The sequence below is a fragment of the Brevibacillus halotolerans genome (assembly GCF_026891775.1).
Lineage (GTDB): Bacteria > Bacillota > Bacilli > Brevibacillales > Brevibacillaceae > Brevibacillus_B > Brevibacillus_B halotolerans.
On the sequence record NZ_JAPTNK010000011.1, the window covers coordinates 164703 to 181167 of the forward strand.

The window sequence follows — 16465 nt, forward strand, 5'->3', positions numbered from 1 at the left end:
AAGCATGCATCGTGTTCTTTTATATCGCCGAATTTATCTTCCAAGAAGTGAAACCTTCATCTACGAACAACTAATTGGACATACACAGGTGGAACCACTAGTAGTAACTAGGAGTAACCCGATTAATGTGGATCAATTTCCTCATAAGTCAATCTACGTAAAAAAGAAATTAACAAATCTCCATCATTGGGTGAAGAGAAAACAGATTAAGATACTCCACGCTAGATTTGGAACAGGGGGGCTTGAATTACTACCGGTTGCCAAACGTTCCAAATTACCGTTACTGGTGTCATTTCACGGAACGGATGTATCCCGCCGGCCCAATGTTGATCCTAACTATAAACGACAATTAAAGCAATTGTTTCGGAGAGGAAGCGCATTTACAGTCGTAAGTAAGCACATGAAAAAAAAGATAATAAAGCTAGGATGCCCGAAACACAAAATAACGTTGCTGCGATCAGGAATTGACCTTCAAAAATTTGCCTATCAGGCTATGCAACCTGTTTGGAATCATTTCTATAAATTTTTAAGTATTGGGCGACTAGTAGAAAAAAAAGGAATGGATACGCTCATTAGCGCCTTTCGACATGTACACAAGGTTTTTCCAAATGCTACGTTAACAATAGTAGGGGAAGGGGATCAGCAAAAGAAACTAAAAAAATTGATTAAGCGCTATAAGTTACAAAATAGTGTGGCGCTTAAAGGCGGTGTCAGCCACCAGCAAGTAGCCGAGGAGTTGGCTCGTTGTCATATGTTTGTACTTGCTTGCAAAACAGCGAAAGATGGCAATCAAGAGGGAATTCCTAATGTACTAATGGAAGCCATGGCTACAGGAAGGCCGGTTATTTCTACCAGCCATGCTGGCATTCCAGAACTGATAGAGCACGGTGTAAGCGGGTTACTTGCTCCCGAGAGGTCACCTCGCAAATTTGCCGAAATGATGATTCGTATGATCCAGGAAGAACAACGGTGGACAGAATACACCTTGAATGCACGTGTGAAAGTGGAAAAACAACATGACATTAACAAGCAACGTAAGGTTTTAGAAAACGTATATATACGACTAATAAAAGAAAACAATAGGCACTTAGCAACCAAGTAACATGAATATCACCAAATCATGGCGGAGGTGTCAGCATGAAAGTAGCCGTCATTGGAACTGGATATGTAGGAGTTACAACAGGGGTCGCACTAGCAATGGCAGGACATGAAGTGACGGGAGTGGATGTAGACGAAGAAAAGATACGCTTGTTGCAAACCGGCAAATCACCCATATATGAACCAGGTTTAGATGAAGCTCTGGTTGATGTAATAAGTAGAAGAAAGCTGGAATTTACAACTGATCATACAGTAGCACTACTTTCAGCTCAGATCATATTTATCTGTGTAGGCACCCCTTCCGATCAGGAGGGAAGGGCTGATTTACGTGTTTTTAAGGATGTAATAGATCAAGTTCACCAGATGCTTTGTCACGATGATGATGAACGCATATTAGTCATCAAAAGTACAGTACCTGTAGGGAGTAATGATCAAGTAGCAGAGCTTTTTTCCGATTGTCCACAGATACACGTTGTCTCTAACCCAGAATTTCTACGGGAGGGAAGTGCATTACAGGATTCATTACAGCCAGCTCGCATCGTAATGGGAGCTTCGTCTACTCAAGCTTTTGAACGATTAGAAGAATTATACAAAAATATTGAAGCACCACGGGTTAAAACGAGTCGATTAAATGCAGAAATGATAAAATACGCCTCTAATGCTTTTTTATCGATGCGAATTTCTTTCATGAATGAACTAGCACGACTAAGCGATAAGCTAGGAACAGATATTTCGATTATCGCTACTGGAATGGGTCTTGATTCCAGAATTGGTCCAGAATTTTTACGGGCCGGCTTGGGGTATGGGGGTTCTTGTTTCCCTAAGGATACTTCTGCTCTACTCTCAATAGCGGAGGAGAGAGATGAGCCATTGACTATTTTGTATCAAGTAGCTAAGGTGAATGAGCAACAGCCTACTTGGTTTTTGCAAAAGCTGGAACAACGCTTAGGAGACCTGGCTAACAAGCGAATTGCATTATTAGGATTATCTTTTAAACCAAATACCGATGATATCCGAGAAGCTCCTGCACAGAAATTGCTAACGATCTTACGAGAAAAGGAAGCGCTCATCACTGCCTATGATCCTGTTGCTATGCCTAACATGCAACGCGTGTTTTCTGGTGAGCAGGTAACTTATACTCAAACACCTTATGAGGCTGTGAACGGAGCAGATGCGGTGATTCTTTGCACGGAGTGGGGAGAGTTTCTTGAATTAGATTATGAACGTGTGTACCACATGATGAGGCAGCCTCTGATCTTTGATGGTCGCAATGCATTAGCCCACTCTGAATTAGGAAAAATTGGATTTGAATATGTAGGGATTGGAAATCAAGTGGGGAGCCTGGTGTAGAAGCCAGGTTTTTTCTATTGGTGCAAAGAATTGAATCAGAGCTTCGCTTGGTGTACGATGGAGAATAGTACCAGTTTTTCTGATGGCTCTGCCTATTTTCCATAAAAAGGAGTGTATTACCGTGAACAAAAGCAAAACATTACCCAAACGTAGCGAAGTACCGGACCAATTCAAATGGAAGCTAGAAGACATTTATGCTTCCACTAACGATTGGGAAAAAGACGCAGAGCTAGCAAAAACCTTGATTCAGAAAGCGCAAAGCTTTAAGGGGAAATTGGCTGATTCTGGGAAGCAATTGTTAGAAGCGCTGACATTAATGGATGAGCTATCTCAATTGATAGAAAAACTGTACGTGTACGCTCGCATGAGAAGAGATGAGGATAACGGAAACTCTACATACCAGGCTTTAACAGATCGGGCAACCTCTCTATCTACGCAGGTCTCCAGTGCATTGGCATATATCCAACCAGAAATTTTAGCAATAGAAGATGAGCGTCTCGAAGCTTTACTAAACGAAGAAAGTGGTTTAGATCATTACAGAAAATTTTTAGAAGTGGAGATCATTCGTTATAAGCCGCATACGTTGTCAGCAGAGGAAGAGGTCTTGCTTGCTGAAATGCGTGAGATTGCAGGTGCTCCTTCCAATATTTTTACAATGTTAAACAATGCAGATATTAAATTTCCAATGGTTACAGATGAGAATGGTGAAGAGGTTGAACTAACAAAAGGTCGATACTCTCAATACATGGAAAGCAAAGACCGACGCGTGCGTCACGATGCTTTCAAAGCCTTGTATGAAACCTACCGAAACCATAAAAATACAATTGCAGCAACACTGATTGCAAGCGTAAAACGTGATGTGTTCTATGCGCGTACACGGAAGCATTCATCCGCATTACAGGCGTCTCTATTTAACGATAATGTAGATCAATCCGTATACGACAATCTCATCGCCACCATCCATAAGAATTTGCCTGAACTACAGCGTTATTTAGATTTACGCAAAAAAGTGTTGGGTGCAGATGAGCTTCACATGTATGATTTATATGTTCCGATTGTAGCAGAAGCCAACATGGAAATTCCTTATGAAGAGGCTGTTAAAACAGTAGAGGACTCATTGGCTCCACTTGGTGAGGACTATGGAAAGGTGCTGCATGAAGGATTCACTTCCGGATGGGTAGACGTCTATGAAAATCAAGGCAAAACGAGCGGTGCTTATTCGTGGGGGACATATTCTGTTCATCCTTACGTGCTAATGAATTATCAGGATAACCTCAATAACATGTTCACGTTAGCACACGAAATGGGCCACGCCATGCACAGCTATTATTCGCATAAAAACCAGCCATACACCTATTCTCAATATCAGATCTTTGTAGCAGAGGTAGCGTCTACATTAAATGAAGCTCTGTTAATGCAGCATTTACTTGCTCAAACGACTGAAAAAGAAAAACGCATGTACCTGCTCAACTACTACTTAGAGCAGTTTAGAGCGACTGTTTTCCGTCAGACCATGTTTGCTGAATTCGAAAAAATGATTCATGCAACCATTGAAGAAGGGCATGCGCTGACAGTAGACTCGCTTTCCAGCATGTATCGTGAGTTAAATGTGAAATATTTCGGAGACTCTGTGGTAATCGATGAGGAGATTGATCTTGAATGGGCAAGAATTCCTCATTTCTATAACAATTTCTACGTGTACAAATATGCTACAGGCTTCTCAGCTGCTACTTCTCTGTCGAAACAAATTTTGGAGGAGGGGGAACCAGCAGTCGAACGATACTTGAACTTCCTATCTAGTGGTGGTTCCGATTATCCTATTGAATTATTGAAAAAAGCTGGAGTCGATATGGCAAAACCAGAGCCGATCGAGGAGGCAATGGAAGTCTTTAAAGGCTTGTTAGATGAATTGGAGCAATTAGCTTTATCTAAATAGAAGCGTTGCAGGAACTCACAAAGGGAGGGTGTGTAACCCTCTTTTTTGTTTGTAAACTACTACAGCTTGTCATATAGAAACACTAGCTAGAAGCAAGCAAGAATGCTGGTATGTCAATACTTCAGTTGTGTGTCTGTTTCTTGAAGAGTAAGAAGATTCTTGGGTAACAGCCTTGTTTTCTGTTACAATAATAAGTGAGAAATCGCTTACGTAGATTTTTTTACAAACGCTTTCTCCATAATAATTCTAGGAAATGCGTATAAATCGGACGCCTAACCAAAAATAGACAGAGGCTTCCTGGAGTTTGAAAAATAGGAGGAGTACACCATGACTGTTACTCAAACACAAAAAATTATAAATGTGAATATTGTCACAGAAAAAGGTATTCTTGAACAGGCCATTCTCCTTATGGAAAACGGAAAAATTATCTATGTAGGCCCTGAAAATGGACAAGAAGCAGAATCTGTATACGATGGAAAAGGTGCAACTCTAGCACCGGGATTCATTGATTTACATGTACACGGTGGTGCGGGATATGATTTTATGGACAGCACACAGGAAGCAGTTGACGGCATTTGTAGCTTCCATGCTAAGCACGGTACTACTGGTCTATTGGCTACTACGATGACAGCTCCCATCGAACGTAATCTTGAAATATTAGAATTTTATTCAAATTTAAAGGAGAACAAAGGTGCTAAAGTAGTTGGCGTTCATATGGAGGGACCGTTTATTAATCCAGTCTTAAAGGGAGCGCAAAATGGAGAGTGGATTGAGCCCCCAACACTTGCTAATATGCAAAAGGTTTTCTCAATCGCTCGCCCAGGCCTAGTCAAGCTTATGACATTAGCCCCTGAGCTGGTTACCGAAGAAGAGGTATTTGATCTACTGCGCGAACAAAAGGTCATTGCATCTGTTGGACACTCCTTACAAGATTATGATGGCGCATGCCAATGCTTACGCAAAGGGGTAAACCACGCGACCCATTTAGGAAATGCGATGAAGGGCTTGCACCATCGTGATGTGGGCATTATCGGTTTAGCCATGCAGAATCCAGAAATGACATTTGATTTTATCTGTGATGGTATTCATCTATCTCCTAACTTCATCCGTATTTTGGCAAAAGCATGCGAATTAAATCAAATGATGCTCATTACCGATGCGATGCGTGCAGCAGGCTTAGATGATGGTGAATATGATTTGGGTGGACAAAATGTGATCGTTCGTGGGGATGAAGCGCGTCTTTCTGATGGTACATTAGCGGGAAGTGTTCTTACCCTGGATAAAGCATTGTCTAACTTTATGAAGTTTACAAACATCCCTTTGGAAAAAGCAATTTACTTGCTTACAATGAACCAAGCAAAAAAATTAGGCATTAGTGAAACAAAAGGTAGCATCCAAGTAGGCAAAGATGCTGATCTTGTACTGTTATCGAAGGAATATCAGGTTATGGCTACTTGGGTGGAAGGAAAAATCGTATTTGAAAAGACGGAGGAATAGATGATGCAGGTACAGGTTTTTGAGGATTATGACACACTCAGCCGTTATGCAGCAGATATTTTTTTAGAACAGATTAAGGAAAAATCTGATTCCGTTCTGGGATTAGCTACGGGCGGAACACCAGAAGGATTTTATCGACACCTGATTACTAGTTATAAAGATCAAAAGCTGGACTTTTCAAGATTGCGTACGTTTAACCTAGACGAATATTATCCGATTAAGCGTGAGCATCCACAAAGCTATTGGACATTCATGCATGATCATTTATTTGCTTATGTCAATATACCAACAAGCAATATCCACCTCCCCAACGGCGAAACGACCAATGTGGATGCAGAGTGCAACCAATATGAAGAAGAGATCGGAGCAAACGGAGGAGTAGATATTCAAATTCTAGGAATAGGTGAAAATGGTCATATTGGCTTTAATGAACCAGGCGCTTCTTTCGATTCTCGCACGCGTATGGTCGAGCTGACTAAGAACACGATCCAAGCCAACTCTCGCTATTTCGACAGTGAGGAGGATGTACCGCGTCATGCGATTACAATGGGGATTGCTAGCATTATGCAAAGTAAAAAAATCGTAATCCTCGCAGCAGGTGTAAAAAAGGCAGAGGCAGTGGCGAAAGCGATTCAAGGCGAAATAACTGAAGCGATGCCAGCTTCTATTTTACAAAAGCATCCTGATGTAATCTTCCTTCTAGATAAGGAAGCAGCCTCCCTGCTCACTCATAACTAGCACATAGCTCTAAAAAGACGGTCTATATAAGTAGACGGTCTTTTTTTTATTTAGAAGAGAAGAATTGTTGGATAGCTCCTATTGAAGAGGATAGACTTGAGTTACTGTTTTTATATAAAAAGGTTATTAATTTTAATTTTGTATAAAATTTCGTTTTACTATTTTCAATACAACATATCAATCTCCGTCTTAAGTTGGATATAAGCTCCACCTGCTGGCCGTTCTGTTATTTCAGAAAATTAGAGAGAATAGAATAAAAAAGGAAAGAGCTGGGAGGAACAGATGTGAGACGTGTTGTCGTATCGGTTTTGGGCGCCTCTATTTTGTTAGTTAGTGGCTGTGGGAGTAATGTGGAGCCAGTAGCTAGTGTACAAGAGGAGAAAAATAACAAATGGGTGGAGACCTATAAGATTGAACAGGCACCAGCTTCAACTTTACTAGGATATTCGGGAGTAGTTGAAGCAAATAAGCAGGTAATGCTAGGCTTCGGTAGTTCAGGAAAAATTGCACAGGTAAACACCGAAAAAGGGGCACAGGTGCAGCAAGGTCAGGTCTTGGCCTCTTTAGACGCGAAAGTATATCAGGTAGCTGCTCAGGCTGCCGCAGGGCAAGTACAATCCGCAACTGTTGCCGCTCAGGAAGCAAAGAAAGGAGCCTCTCAAGAAGCACTTGCTCAGCAAAAAATCAAGCTGGAGCGAGAGCAGCAAAATGCTGCAGAGGCAAAAAAGGCCGCGAAGCAGGGCGATGTTTTGTTTCAAGGCGGTGCGCTTTCAAAAAATGATTATGAGGCTCTTCTTCTCAAAGCAAAGCAAGCAGAGATGAGTGTAAAAAATGAACAGATTGCACTTCAGGAGCTTCAAAGAGGGGCAAATCCAGATCAACTAGCTAGAGCAAGCGCTGCCATTACGCAGGCAAACAGCGAGGCTGTACGAGCGCAGGAGAGTTTACAACAAACCAAAATCATTGCGCCATTCTCAGGAACGATCGTAGCAGTGCATGAACAGACAGGGAAGGTCGTAGCTGGGGGACAAAGCGTAATTGAGCTAGTTGATTTGAAAACTGTTAAGGTAGTTTTGGCTGTTGAAAGCGATGAGGTGGGATTTTTTACGGAAGGGAAGCAGGTAGAAGTACAGGAAGCTTCTGGTATAAGCAGTAAGGGGACAATTCAGTTTGTCTCACCTGTGATCGACCAAGCAAACGGGAAATATCGAGTGGAGATTCATATAAGTAATTCAGATAAAAAATGGCGAGGTGGTATGGTTGCGAACGTTAAGGTACCTCGCCCATTGCAGGGATTTTTATTGCCTCTAGAATGTGTAGGGCTTACAAATGAGACCCATTTCGTCATGAAGGTGGAGAATGGCATTGTTAGGAAACAGCCTGTACAAGTCGGACAGATTATTAATGGAAATATTGAAATTGTAAAAGGTGTTTCAGTAGGGGAACAGGTAGTAAAAAGTGGAATCACCTATATCGTTGACGGTGAGAACGTAACAGTGAAGGGAGTAAAACAATGAGTAAACTCCTATCATTCTTTCTCCAACGAAAGCTTATTGTGTATCTCTTAACTCTCATAATTTTATTCGCAGGCTTTGCTTCTCTTGCCTCCTTTAAAGTATTTCTGGTTCCAAAAACGAATTTGCCTTGGATTATTGCTACTATTTCTGGCGGATCACTTCCTCCTGAAGAAATGGAGAAAAAAGTAGCGGAGCGAGTAGAAAATGAAGTGAAGGGAATGGAGGAGATAAAGGATTATTTTTCGTCTTCTTCTAGCGGCAAGGTTCAAATCACTTTGGTGGCGAAGGAAGGAAAAGGTGAGGCAGCAAAGCAAAAACTGGAGAGCATTATTAATCGTGAGCGATCCAATTTTCCGAAAGCGGTTGAACATAGTAATATCTATCAGGCCAATTATGGTGATGAAACTCTGATGGTGTTGGCTTTAACAGGCAATGATCCTCAATCATTATATAATTATGCTCAGGATACGCTAAAAGAGCGAATTGAGGCAGTATCTGGAGTGAAAGGCGTAGAGATTAGTAAAGGAAGCTTTGAAAATAAAATCGCCATCACCTTATTGCCAGAGAGACTCTCGGCTTATCAGGTAACCCCTGCACAGATCTATCAGGAGCTACAAAAACAAAATTGGAAGCAGGCGCTCGGAACACTTGATAACGCCGGCTATCAGACGGTTATCGAATTAGATAAGACACTGCAACATGTAGAGGAATTAAAATCTGTAATGATCCCAACACCAAGGGGAATGGCATTGCTTGACCAATTGGCAACCGTGAAAGATTTACGTGGAAGTGAGAGTGATCAGACGCTTGCCATCTATAAAGGAAAACCCTACATTGGTATCTCGATAAAACGTACAGAGGGTAGCGAAATTATACCAACCCAAGCAAGGGTAGAACAGCTTATTGCCCAGATCAATCAGGAAGCAAACGGAATTTATCATCTTACATCCATTTTTGAAGCGGCTTCTTTTATCGAGCATTCCATTAGTAATTTAAGCAGAGATGTTATGATCGGTGGAGCTCTCGCTATTTTGATCTTATTTATCTTTTTACGTAACTGGCGGGTTACGATGGTCATTGCTACCACGCTACCGCTTTCGATCTTAATGACATTTATTGCACTGAAGGTATTTGGCTATAATTTCGATATGGTAACGCTTATTTCTCTTAGTCTGTCCGTTGGTTTAATTGTTGACGCTGCAATCGTGGTACTAGAGAGTATCTATCACTACCGAGAGCAGGGAAAAGCATTGCGTGAGTCAATTTTACTGGGTACGAAAGAGGTGCTTACGCCTGTATTATCATCACAGATCACTATGGTAGTTGTATTCTTACCTTTGGTATTAGCAGGCTTTGATGAAGCGTTGACGCCCATATTCACTACGATTGCTTTTACAGTGACAGCAGCTATTGTATCATCTACGATTGTATCAATTTTCTTTGTACCGATTTTCTCAGATAGCTTTCTAAAAAATGATAAGCAAAAGGTGAATGGAGAAAATCAAAAGGAAAATATCATGGTGCGTGGCTTCGACCGTATCTTGCATCTGTGTTTGCGTCGACGATTTGTTACACTTGGTCTAGCTTTTCTCATGTTTTGCAGTATCTTTGTGCTGGCCCCCCACGTTAAAACCAATCTGGGGATTGATGTGAATGAGAACTTTATCTTTGCAGATATTACGTTGCCACATGGAACGTCCTTGGAGGCGGCCAAACAAGTCATTTCTCAAACGGAAGAAAAATTGTCTGCGATAAAAGAAGTTAAAGATGCATACATTGGTGGAAATTTAGAACGATTGCAGTTACAAATCGCCTTATTACCGAGAGCAGAGCGCTCATTGAGCAAAGAAGAAATTGGCAAGCAGATCATGGAAAAAACAAAAGAAGTAACAGGTGTAGAACGCTTTTCCTTTAGCACCAATAGCCCAGACGGTGGTGCAGTAACTGTTGAAGTAGAGATTACTGGCAAAGATTTAGAGAAGGCGAAAGAATTAAGTGAGCAAGTATCAGCAATGCTTGTTGGTATAGAGGGTATTTCAGGTGTTCGCAACGATTTTAGTGAGGGTAAAGAAAAGATAACCCTCATTCCCATAAAAGAAGCAATGAATCGATTACAGGTGGACGAACGGGTACTAGCTCAGCATTTATCCAGCATGATGGGTGAGCAAAAAGTGGCTGAACTTACAACCGACGGTACAAATGTGGATGTAATGGCTCGACTGCCTGAGCAAGAAATGAAACATCCTGAGCAACTAAAGAAGCTGTTAATTCCCACGCAAAATCAGACAATGATTCCACTAATAGATGTCGTCGAATGGAAATATGGAAAGACGCCACAACAAATTAATCACCGTAACGGGGAACGTGTCATTAAAGTGTCTGCCGATCTTGTAGGAATCGATCCAGGGAATGCTACCCGTTTGTTACAAACGAAGCTGGATCAATTGGTAGTGCCGGCTGGTTTGCAAGTGGAGTTAGCAGGCAGTCTTAAAAATCAAGAAAGCAATATGTCAAGTGCATTGTTTGTGTTTTTAGGCGCTATTGCTTGCATCTATCTGATTATGGTTGCGCAATTCGGACGTTTGTCGCATCCATTTATCATCATGCTGACATTACCTATGGCAGGAGTAGGCGTTGTTGCTGGTCTCGTGTTGACACAACGCATGATGACAGCTATGTCCATTATTGGCATCATTATGTTAATCGGTATTGTCGTCTCCAATGCGATTTTGTTAATCGATCGAATAAATTTACTTAGAAAACGCGGCGTACCGTTACAAGCCGCAATTATTCAAGGGACCCATGAGCGAGTACGCCCTGTTTTGATGACTAAAATTACCGCTATTTTGGGCATGGTACCCATGGCTTTGGCATTTGGAGATGGTGCTAGCTTAGAAGCTCCACTCGCAACTGTAGTGATAGCGGGACTTGTGTTTCATACGTTAGTTACACTAGTGCTGGTGCCGGTGCTGTATTCCGTTTTTGAAGGAATTCGGGATTGGTGGAACCATAAAAGAGATAAGCGCATGCAAAAGAGATTACAGAGATCATTAGTGGCATCCGCAGAGGGGGCAATAGGGGAAGAAAAATAGAAATGTAGCTTAGGGATAACAGAACGTAACCAACAGAAGGGCTCTCTTTCCTCCATTCGGAGTGATGAGAAGCCCTTCTATTTATTTCGAGCAGATCTAAAGATTTCAGATGACATGGTAGATTTGTTTGTAGATATCCTCTAAAATATGGAAAAGGGAGAGGGGAATTACATGACAAACGTATTTGCTCTACATATACCAGCAGAACTAGAGAAGGATACATATACACGTTTATTAGATCATGTATCCCAAGAAAAACGCGAAAAAATCCTTCGATTTCACAGACGTGAGGATGCCTATAGGGGATTGCTGGCTGATTTACTCGTTCGCTATATTTTGCTTACACATCACTTAATTTCTAAAGAGGAGATTCAATTTGAGTACAATGAGTATGGTAAACCCTACCTGCCATATACCAATTGCAATGTAAACTTGTCTCACTCTGGTGAATGGGTAGTGTGCGGTACAGGAATTGAACCTGTAGGAATTGATGTAGAACAGCAAAAGCCCATAGAGATGGAAATTGCTAAGCATTACTTTTCAAAGCAAGAGTACACGGATTTAGTAGTAAAATCAGAAGGAGAAGAACAACTGTCGTATTTTTATGACCTTTGGACATTGAAGGAGAGCTACATCAAGGCAGTTGGCAAGGGGCTATCCATTCCTCTTTCCTCTTTTTCCATTAGAAAAAATGAGAATGGTACCATTGATTTTAGTGAAGAGATACCGTCACAGATGAATTGGTTTTTTAAACAATATCAGCTAGCGAAAGGATATCCGTTGTCTGTATGCAGTGCTAGTAATCAATTTGCAGAAGAGGTAAAAATGATTCGAGTAGACGAATTGATTCAATATTTTGTCTCCTAAATCTAATGAGAATGTTATTTGTAGCGAAAAGGAGGAAGGAACTATGTATCAAGCATTGCTACATCACGGTCAAGCAGGCTTAAAAGGAGTAACAATAGGAGAACGAGCTAAACGGATATTGGCTGCTGATGAGGTGCTAGTTCGGTTGAAGGCATCTGGTTTAAACCGTCGGGATTTACTCACGATCATGTGGAGAAGCGAACAAGACGCTCCGCTCGTTCTGGGTGCTGATGGTGCTGGAGAAATTGAAGAAATAGGTAGTGAAGTAGAGGGATGGCATGTCGGTGACGCGGTAATTTTGCATGCAGGCGTGAACTGGTTAACCAAAAGCGATGCTCCTCCTGCCTCGTTCGAGATTTTAGGGACTTCCTTCGATGGGACCCATGCTCAGTATATTGTGGTTCCTGCTTCGCTACTCGTGAAAAAGCCTACCTATCTAACATGGGAAGAAGCTGGAGTACTCTCTGTAGCAGCTCTTACCGCTTATCGCGCCATATGTACAAAAGGACAGGTCAAAAAGGGAAATACGGTGTTGATTCCTGGAATTGGGAGTGGGGTAGCTACCTTTTTACTTCAAATGAGTAAAGCCTTGGAATGTCGTGTCATTGTTACTTCCCGGAGCAAAGCGAAACAAGAAAGGGCTCTGCAACTAGGTGCTGACGTTGCGATTGATACAGCAACCGATTGGAACGAGGCCTTACAGGGCGAGAAGGTTGACGTCGTGTTTGATAGTGTGGGTCCTGCTACATTTCAGCAATCTTTGCATCAACTGCGCCCCGGGGGGACGTGCGTTACATTTGGTGCTACTACCGGTGATATCATAGAATTTAATCTAAGAAGCTTTTTTTACAGCCAGTGTAATATTCTAGGAACTACACTGGGGAGTAAGGAAGAATTTATTGAGATGCTAGGCTTTATGGAACAACATCAAATCCGCCCGATCATAGATCATGTCTTTGAGCTAGAGCAAGGTGTAACTGCCCTACAACGACTACAGGATTCGGAACAATTTGGCAAAATCGTATTGCGTAGAAGAGATGCAGGGATGGATCTTTAGGAATAATACGCTTCATAATCGAAGGAAAAAGGAAGGAATTCCTCAGGTAAGATTTGATGAAATATATAAGCCTCATATGCTTGTAGCAGTTTTCTACAAGATTTACTTCTAACTCTCTTCATTCTCGCGTATGCATGTACAAATAGGGCGGAAAGGGAGAGTTACGAATGAAAGTATTTGTAATTAGTTTGCGCAAGTTGCTATATGGCTCTGCTGTAGGGGTTGGCTTAGTACTTGCCATCGTACTGGTAATATGGAAAGATCCATTACATGTCGCAACCCTGTTCCAATTTGATCGGGAAAGCATGGAGACAACAGCAAAAGTAGCAGACAACCCGTTTGCCTCCGAAAGGCCTCAGGTAGCTATGGATGTACAGGTAGAGAATAATGAGATAGCTGTTAATCTCATCACCACAGGCTTTACCTTTACAGAAGAGCAGTCCAACGCAGAACAAAAATTGGAGTCCATGCATGGGAAGGGACATGCACATCTCTATGTGGATGGAAGAATGATTCAGAAGATTTATCAGCCCCAATTTACTATTAAAAATATGCCAAAAGGGGAGCACGAATTGAAAATAGAATTAGCTTACCCGAATCATCTATCTTACAAGGTAGAAACAGTAAAAATACTGCAAATCAAATAGATGGGAAAGAAGTGCCTCGATGGTTGATACCTTATCGGGGACTTTTTGCTATATAAAATGACCATTAACAGATATGATGGTATATAGCAGGAAGCAGGAAAATATATGGTTTGATGGAATGTTCTGATTAATACGGCTAGGAGGTCGAAAAAATGGCTGATCTACGTTCTATTACGATGGGTGATTTATTAGATGAGACAGCAGACATGTTTCCTGACAAGGAAGCCATTATTTATCATGAGCGTGAACTTACGTATACATATCGGGAGTTTCAGTTGGTGTGCAATCAATTAGCTCGGGGATTTATGGCCTTAGGTATCCAGCCAGGCGAACATATAGCAATTTGGGCTAATAATGTTCCAGAGTGGATATTAACTCAGTTTGCCACAGCTAAAATAGGTGGTGTGCTCGTGACCGTTAATACAAACTACCGTACACATGAGCTCGAATATTTGCTGCATCAATCGGATGCTACTACCTTACTATTAATTGATCAGTTTAAGGGTGTTTCCTATGTCGACATGTTGCATGAAATTTGCCCAGAACTACAAACTGCGACACCTGGAGAGCTTCAAGCAGAACGCCTCCCTCAATTACGCCGAGTAATCTATCTGGGAGAAGAGCGCCAGCCAGGCATGTATTTATTTAAGGACCTCTATGAGCTAGCTGAACAAGTGACGGAAGCGGAGCAGATTGATTGTCAAAAGACGATTCATCCTGATTCGGTAGTTAATATGCAATATACCTCAGGTACGACAGGATTTCCAAAAGGCGTCATGCTTAGTCATAACAATATTATTAACAATGCAATTCAAGTAGCTAGTTGTCAAAATTTACACCAAGAAGATCGCGTTTGCATTCCAGTACCATTTTTTCATTGCTTTGGCTGTGTCATGGGAACTTTAGCCTGCGTAGCAACGGGAGCAACGATGGTTCCTATCATTACGTTTCAGCCCAAAGTTGTGTTGGAGGTGGTTTCTAAGACAAGGTGCACTGCGCTATATGGAGTGCCAACTATGTTTATTGCGGAGCTGAATGACCCCACGTTTGCGCAGTATGATCTAAGCTCATTGCGCACCGGTATCATGGCGGGTTCGCCTTGCCCAGAAGAAGTAATGAAAAATGTCGTAGATAAAATGGGGATTCGTGATATTACTATTGCATATGGGCAGACGGAATCATCGCCAGTCGTAACTCAGACTAGAGTAGATGATAGCATCGAGCTTCGTGTGTCAACAGTAGGTCGTAAGCATGATCCGGTTGAAATTAAGCTAATGAATCCGGAAACAGGCGAAGAGGTGGCTAGAGGCGAGCAGGGTGAACTTTGTACGCGAGGCTATCAGGTTATGAAAGGATACTATAAAATGCCGGAACAGACAGCTCAGGCGATTGATTCTGAGGGCTGGCTCCATACGGGAGACTTAGCAACCGTTGATGAATCGGGGTACTATCGCATAACAGGGCGCCTGAAAGACATGATCATTCGTGGAGGAGAAAATATTTATCCACGTGAGATTGAAGAGTTTTTGTATACCCATCTCAAGGTGTTGGATGTACAGGTTATTGGTGTTCCTGATCCTCACTATGGTGAACAGGTATTGGCATGCGTTAAAGTGCGGGAGGGCGAAACCCTGACATCAAATGAGCTTAAAGAATTCTGTCAGGGGAAGATTGCTCGCTTTAAAATTCCATATTATGTACAAATTGTAAGTGATTACCCGATGACTGCCTCTGGTAAAATTCAAAAATATAAGCTGAGAGAGCAAGCCATTGAAATCCTTGGCTTGAATCAATCTGCCGCTACTAGGGAGTAGTTCGAAGGTAGAAATACCTTTATATATAAAAAAGGGGTAGTGATATCCCTGTTGGCCTGGGGAGGTTTTTCCTAGCAAAATTTATTGTTTTAATCTGTTCGCCGTAACTACTATGAACCCTCTGTCAAAATAAAGTGGCAGAGGGCTTTAAGTTTGTGAGGAAAATTTAATTTCTAGCCATTGCATAAATTCCACATCATCTTATGGAATGGGGATGTATTGATGGCTAGTAAAATTCTTGATCCATTTTGTTAAACAGTATATCTGAACGGAAACAATGAAATATATCGAAGCTCCTTTTACAAAATTAACAATTTCAAAATCCCTCTTGACACTCATGGTGAGTTGTAACTATAATAGTTACATCGAGAGGGTGTCAGTAATGAAAATAAGCAGCAGATTTTCCATAGCGGTTCACATTCTTTCGTTACTTTCTACAGCCAAGGATGTGCACTGCACATCGGAATGGATTGCTGGTAGCGTCGGAACGAACCCGGTTATCATTCGGAAAATACTCGGGCAGCTAAAGAAAGCAGGATTGACGGGCGTTCGAGCCGGTAAAGGCGGTGCTTTTTTACTTAAAGGGCTGGAAGAAGTTACGTTGCTGGATGTTTACCGGGCGGCGGAAGTCGTGGAGGAAGGGGAGCTCTTTCATCTCCATGAACAGCCGAATCCCGACTGTCCGGTCGGTGCGAACATTCAAGCCATTCTGGAACTGATCGTAAGACGGGCCCAAAACGCCATGGAAGCGATTCTGGCTGACATAACGATGCATGAGTTGCTTTCCGAACTTGCCGAACATATGAACATGAAAAAGTGAACCCATTTTTTTTGGAGTTGTTGTAACTTAAG

The 16465-nt window shown here is 41.8% G+C and carries 12 protein-coding genes; all 12 read left to right on the forward strand.

Going from position 1 to position 16465, the window contains the following annotated elements:
- Positions 1-4: 4 nt before the first annotated feature.
- The 12 genes from O0550_RS15325 (at position 5) to O0550_RS15380 (ending at position 16433) form a co-directional block, all read left to right on the forward strand.
- Positions 5-1102 carry a glycosyltransferase gene (locus tag O0550_RS15325; protein WP_258426747.1) on the forward strand — a complete coding sequence of 366 codons (1098 nt, stop codon included), beginning with the start codon at positions 5-7 and terminating at the stop codon, positions 1100-1102.
- A gap of 35 nt (positions 1103-1137) precedes the next feature.
- Positions 1138-2448: a UDP-glucose dehydrogenase family protein gene (locus tag O0550_RS15330; protein WP_258426748.1), complete on the forward strand. Its 1311-nt coding sequence runs from the start codon at positions 1138-1140 to the stop codon at positions 2446-2448.
- 121 nt (positions 2449-2569) lie between these two features.
- Complete coding sequence (gene pepF, locus O0550_RS15335; RefSeq protein ID WP_022583832.1) at positions 2570-4384, forward strand: oligoendopeptidase F; 1815 nt, start codon at positions 2570-2572, stop codon at positions 4382-4384.
- A 327-nt stretch (positions 4385-4711) separates the two neighbouring features.
- Positions 4712-5881 (forward strand): N-acetylglucosamine-6-phosphate deacetylase, encoded by a 1170-nt coding sequence (gene nagA / locus O0550_RS15340; RefSeq protein ID WP_258426749.1) that lies wholly within the window; start codon positions 4712-4714, stop codon positions 5879-5881.
- 3 nt (positions 5882-5884) lie between these two features.
- A complete protein-coding gene (gene nagB, locus O0550_RS15345; RefSeq protein ID WP_258426761.1) occupies positions 5885-6619 on the forward strand; it encodes a glucosamine-6-phosphate deaminase in 735 nt (244 codons plus the stop codon).
- Between the two features lie 284 nt (positions 6620-6903).
- The gene (locus tag O0550_RS15350; protein WP_258426750.1) at positions 6904-8136 is read left to right on the forward strand and encodes an efflux RND transporter periplasmic adaptor subunit; all 1233 of its coding nucleotides are present in this window, start codon (positions 6904-6906) and stop codon (positions 8134-8136) included.
- Complete coding sequence (locus tag O0550_RS15355; protein ID WP_258426751.1) at positions 8133-11228, forward strand: efflux RND transporter permease subunit; 3096 nt, start codon at positions 8133-8135, stop codon at positions 11226-11228. Before O0550_RS15350 ends, O0550_RS15355 begins: the two co-directional genes overlap by 4 nt.
- 171 nt (positions 11229-11399) lie before the next feature.
- On the forward strand, positions 11400-12095 hold the full coding sequence (locus O0550_RS15360) for a 4'-phosphopantetheinyl transferase family protein (RefSeq protein ID WP_258426752.1): 696 nt from the start codon (positions 11400-11402) through the stop codon (positions 12093-12095).
- 43 nt (positions 12096-12138) lie between these two features.
- The gene (locus O0550_RS15365; RefSeq protein WP_258426753.1) at positions 12139-13152 is read left to right on the forward strand and encodes a zinc-binding dehydrogenase; all 1014 of its coding nucleotides are present in this window, start codon (positions 12139-12141) and stop codon (positions 13150-13152) included.
- Between the two features lie 167 nt (positions 13153-13319).
- Complete coding sequence (locus tag O0550_RS15370) at positions 13320-13799, forward strand: hypothetical protein (RefSeq protein WP_003338635.1); 480 nt, start codon at positions 13320-13322, stop codon at positions 13797-13799.
- Positions 13800-13951: 152 nt separating this feature from the next.
- Positions 13952-15613, forward strand: a complete 1662-nt coding sequence (locus O0550_RS15375) for an AMP-binding protein (protein WP_258426754.1) — start codon at positions 13952-13954, stop codon at positions 15611-15613.
- A 382-nt stretch (positions 15614-15995) separates the two neighbouring features.
- Positions 15996-16433, forward strand: a complete 438-nt coding sequence (locus O0550_RS15380; protein ID WP_258426755.1) for an Rrf2 family transcriptional regulator — start codon at positions 15996-15998, stop codon at positions 16431-16433.
- Positions 16434-16465: the final 32 nt, after the last annotated feature.

Coding starts and splice junctions, on each gene's coding strand:
- O0550_RS15325 (WP_258426747.1), top strand. CDS start 5: ATGCATCGTGTTCTTTTATATCGCCGAATTTATCTTCCAAGAAGTGAA.
- O0550_RS15330 (WP_258426748.1), top strand. CDS start 1,138: ATGAAAGTAGCCGTCATTGGAACTGGATATGTAGGAGTTACAACAGGG.
- nagA (WP_258426749.1), top strand. CDS start 4,712: ATGACTGTTACTCAAACACAAAAAATTATAAATGTGAATATTGTCACA.
- nagB (WP_258426761.1), top strand. CDS start 5,885: ATGCAGGTACAGGTTTTTGAGGATTATGACACACTCAGCCGTTATGCA.
- O0550_RS15355 (WP_258426751.1), top strand. CDS start 8,133: ATGAGTAAACTCCTATCATTCTTTCTCCAACGAAAGCTTATTGTGTAT.
- O0550_RS15360 (WP_258426752.1), top strand. CDS start 11,400: ATGACAAACGTATTTGCTCTACATATACCAGCAGAACTAGAGAAGGAT.
- O0550_RS15365 (WP_258426753.1), top strand. CDS start 12,139: ATGTATCAAGCATTGCTACATCACGGTCAAGCAGGCTTAAAAGGAGTA.
- O0550_RS15370 (WP_003338635.1), top strand. CDS start 13,320: ATGAAAGTATTTGTAATTAGTTTGCGCAAGTTGCTATATGGCTCTGCT.
- O0550_RS15375 (WP_258426754.1), top strand. CDS start 13,952: ATGGCTGATCTACGTTCTATTACGATGGGTGATTTATTAGATGAGACA.
- O0550_RS15380 (WP_258426755.1), top strand. CDS start 15,996: ATGAAAATAAGCAGCAGATTTTCCATAGCGGTTCACATTCTTTCGTTA.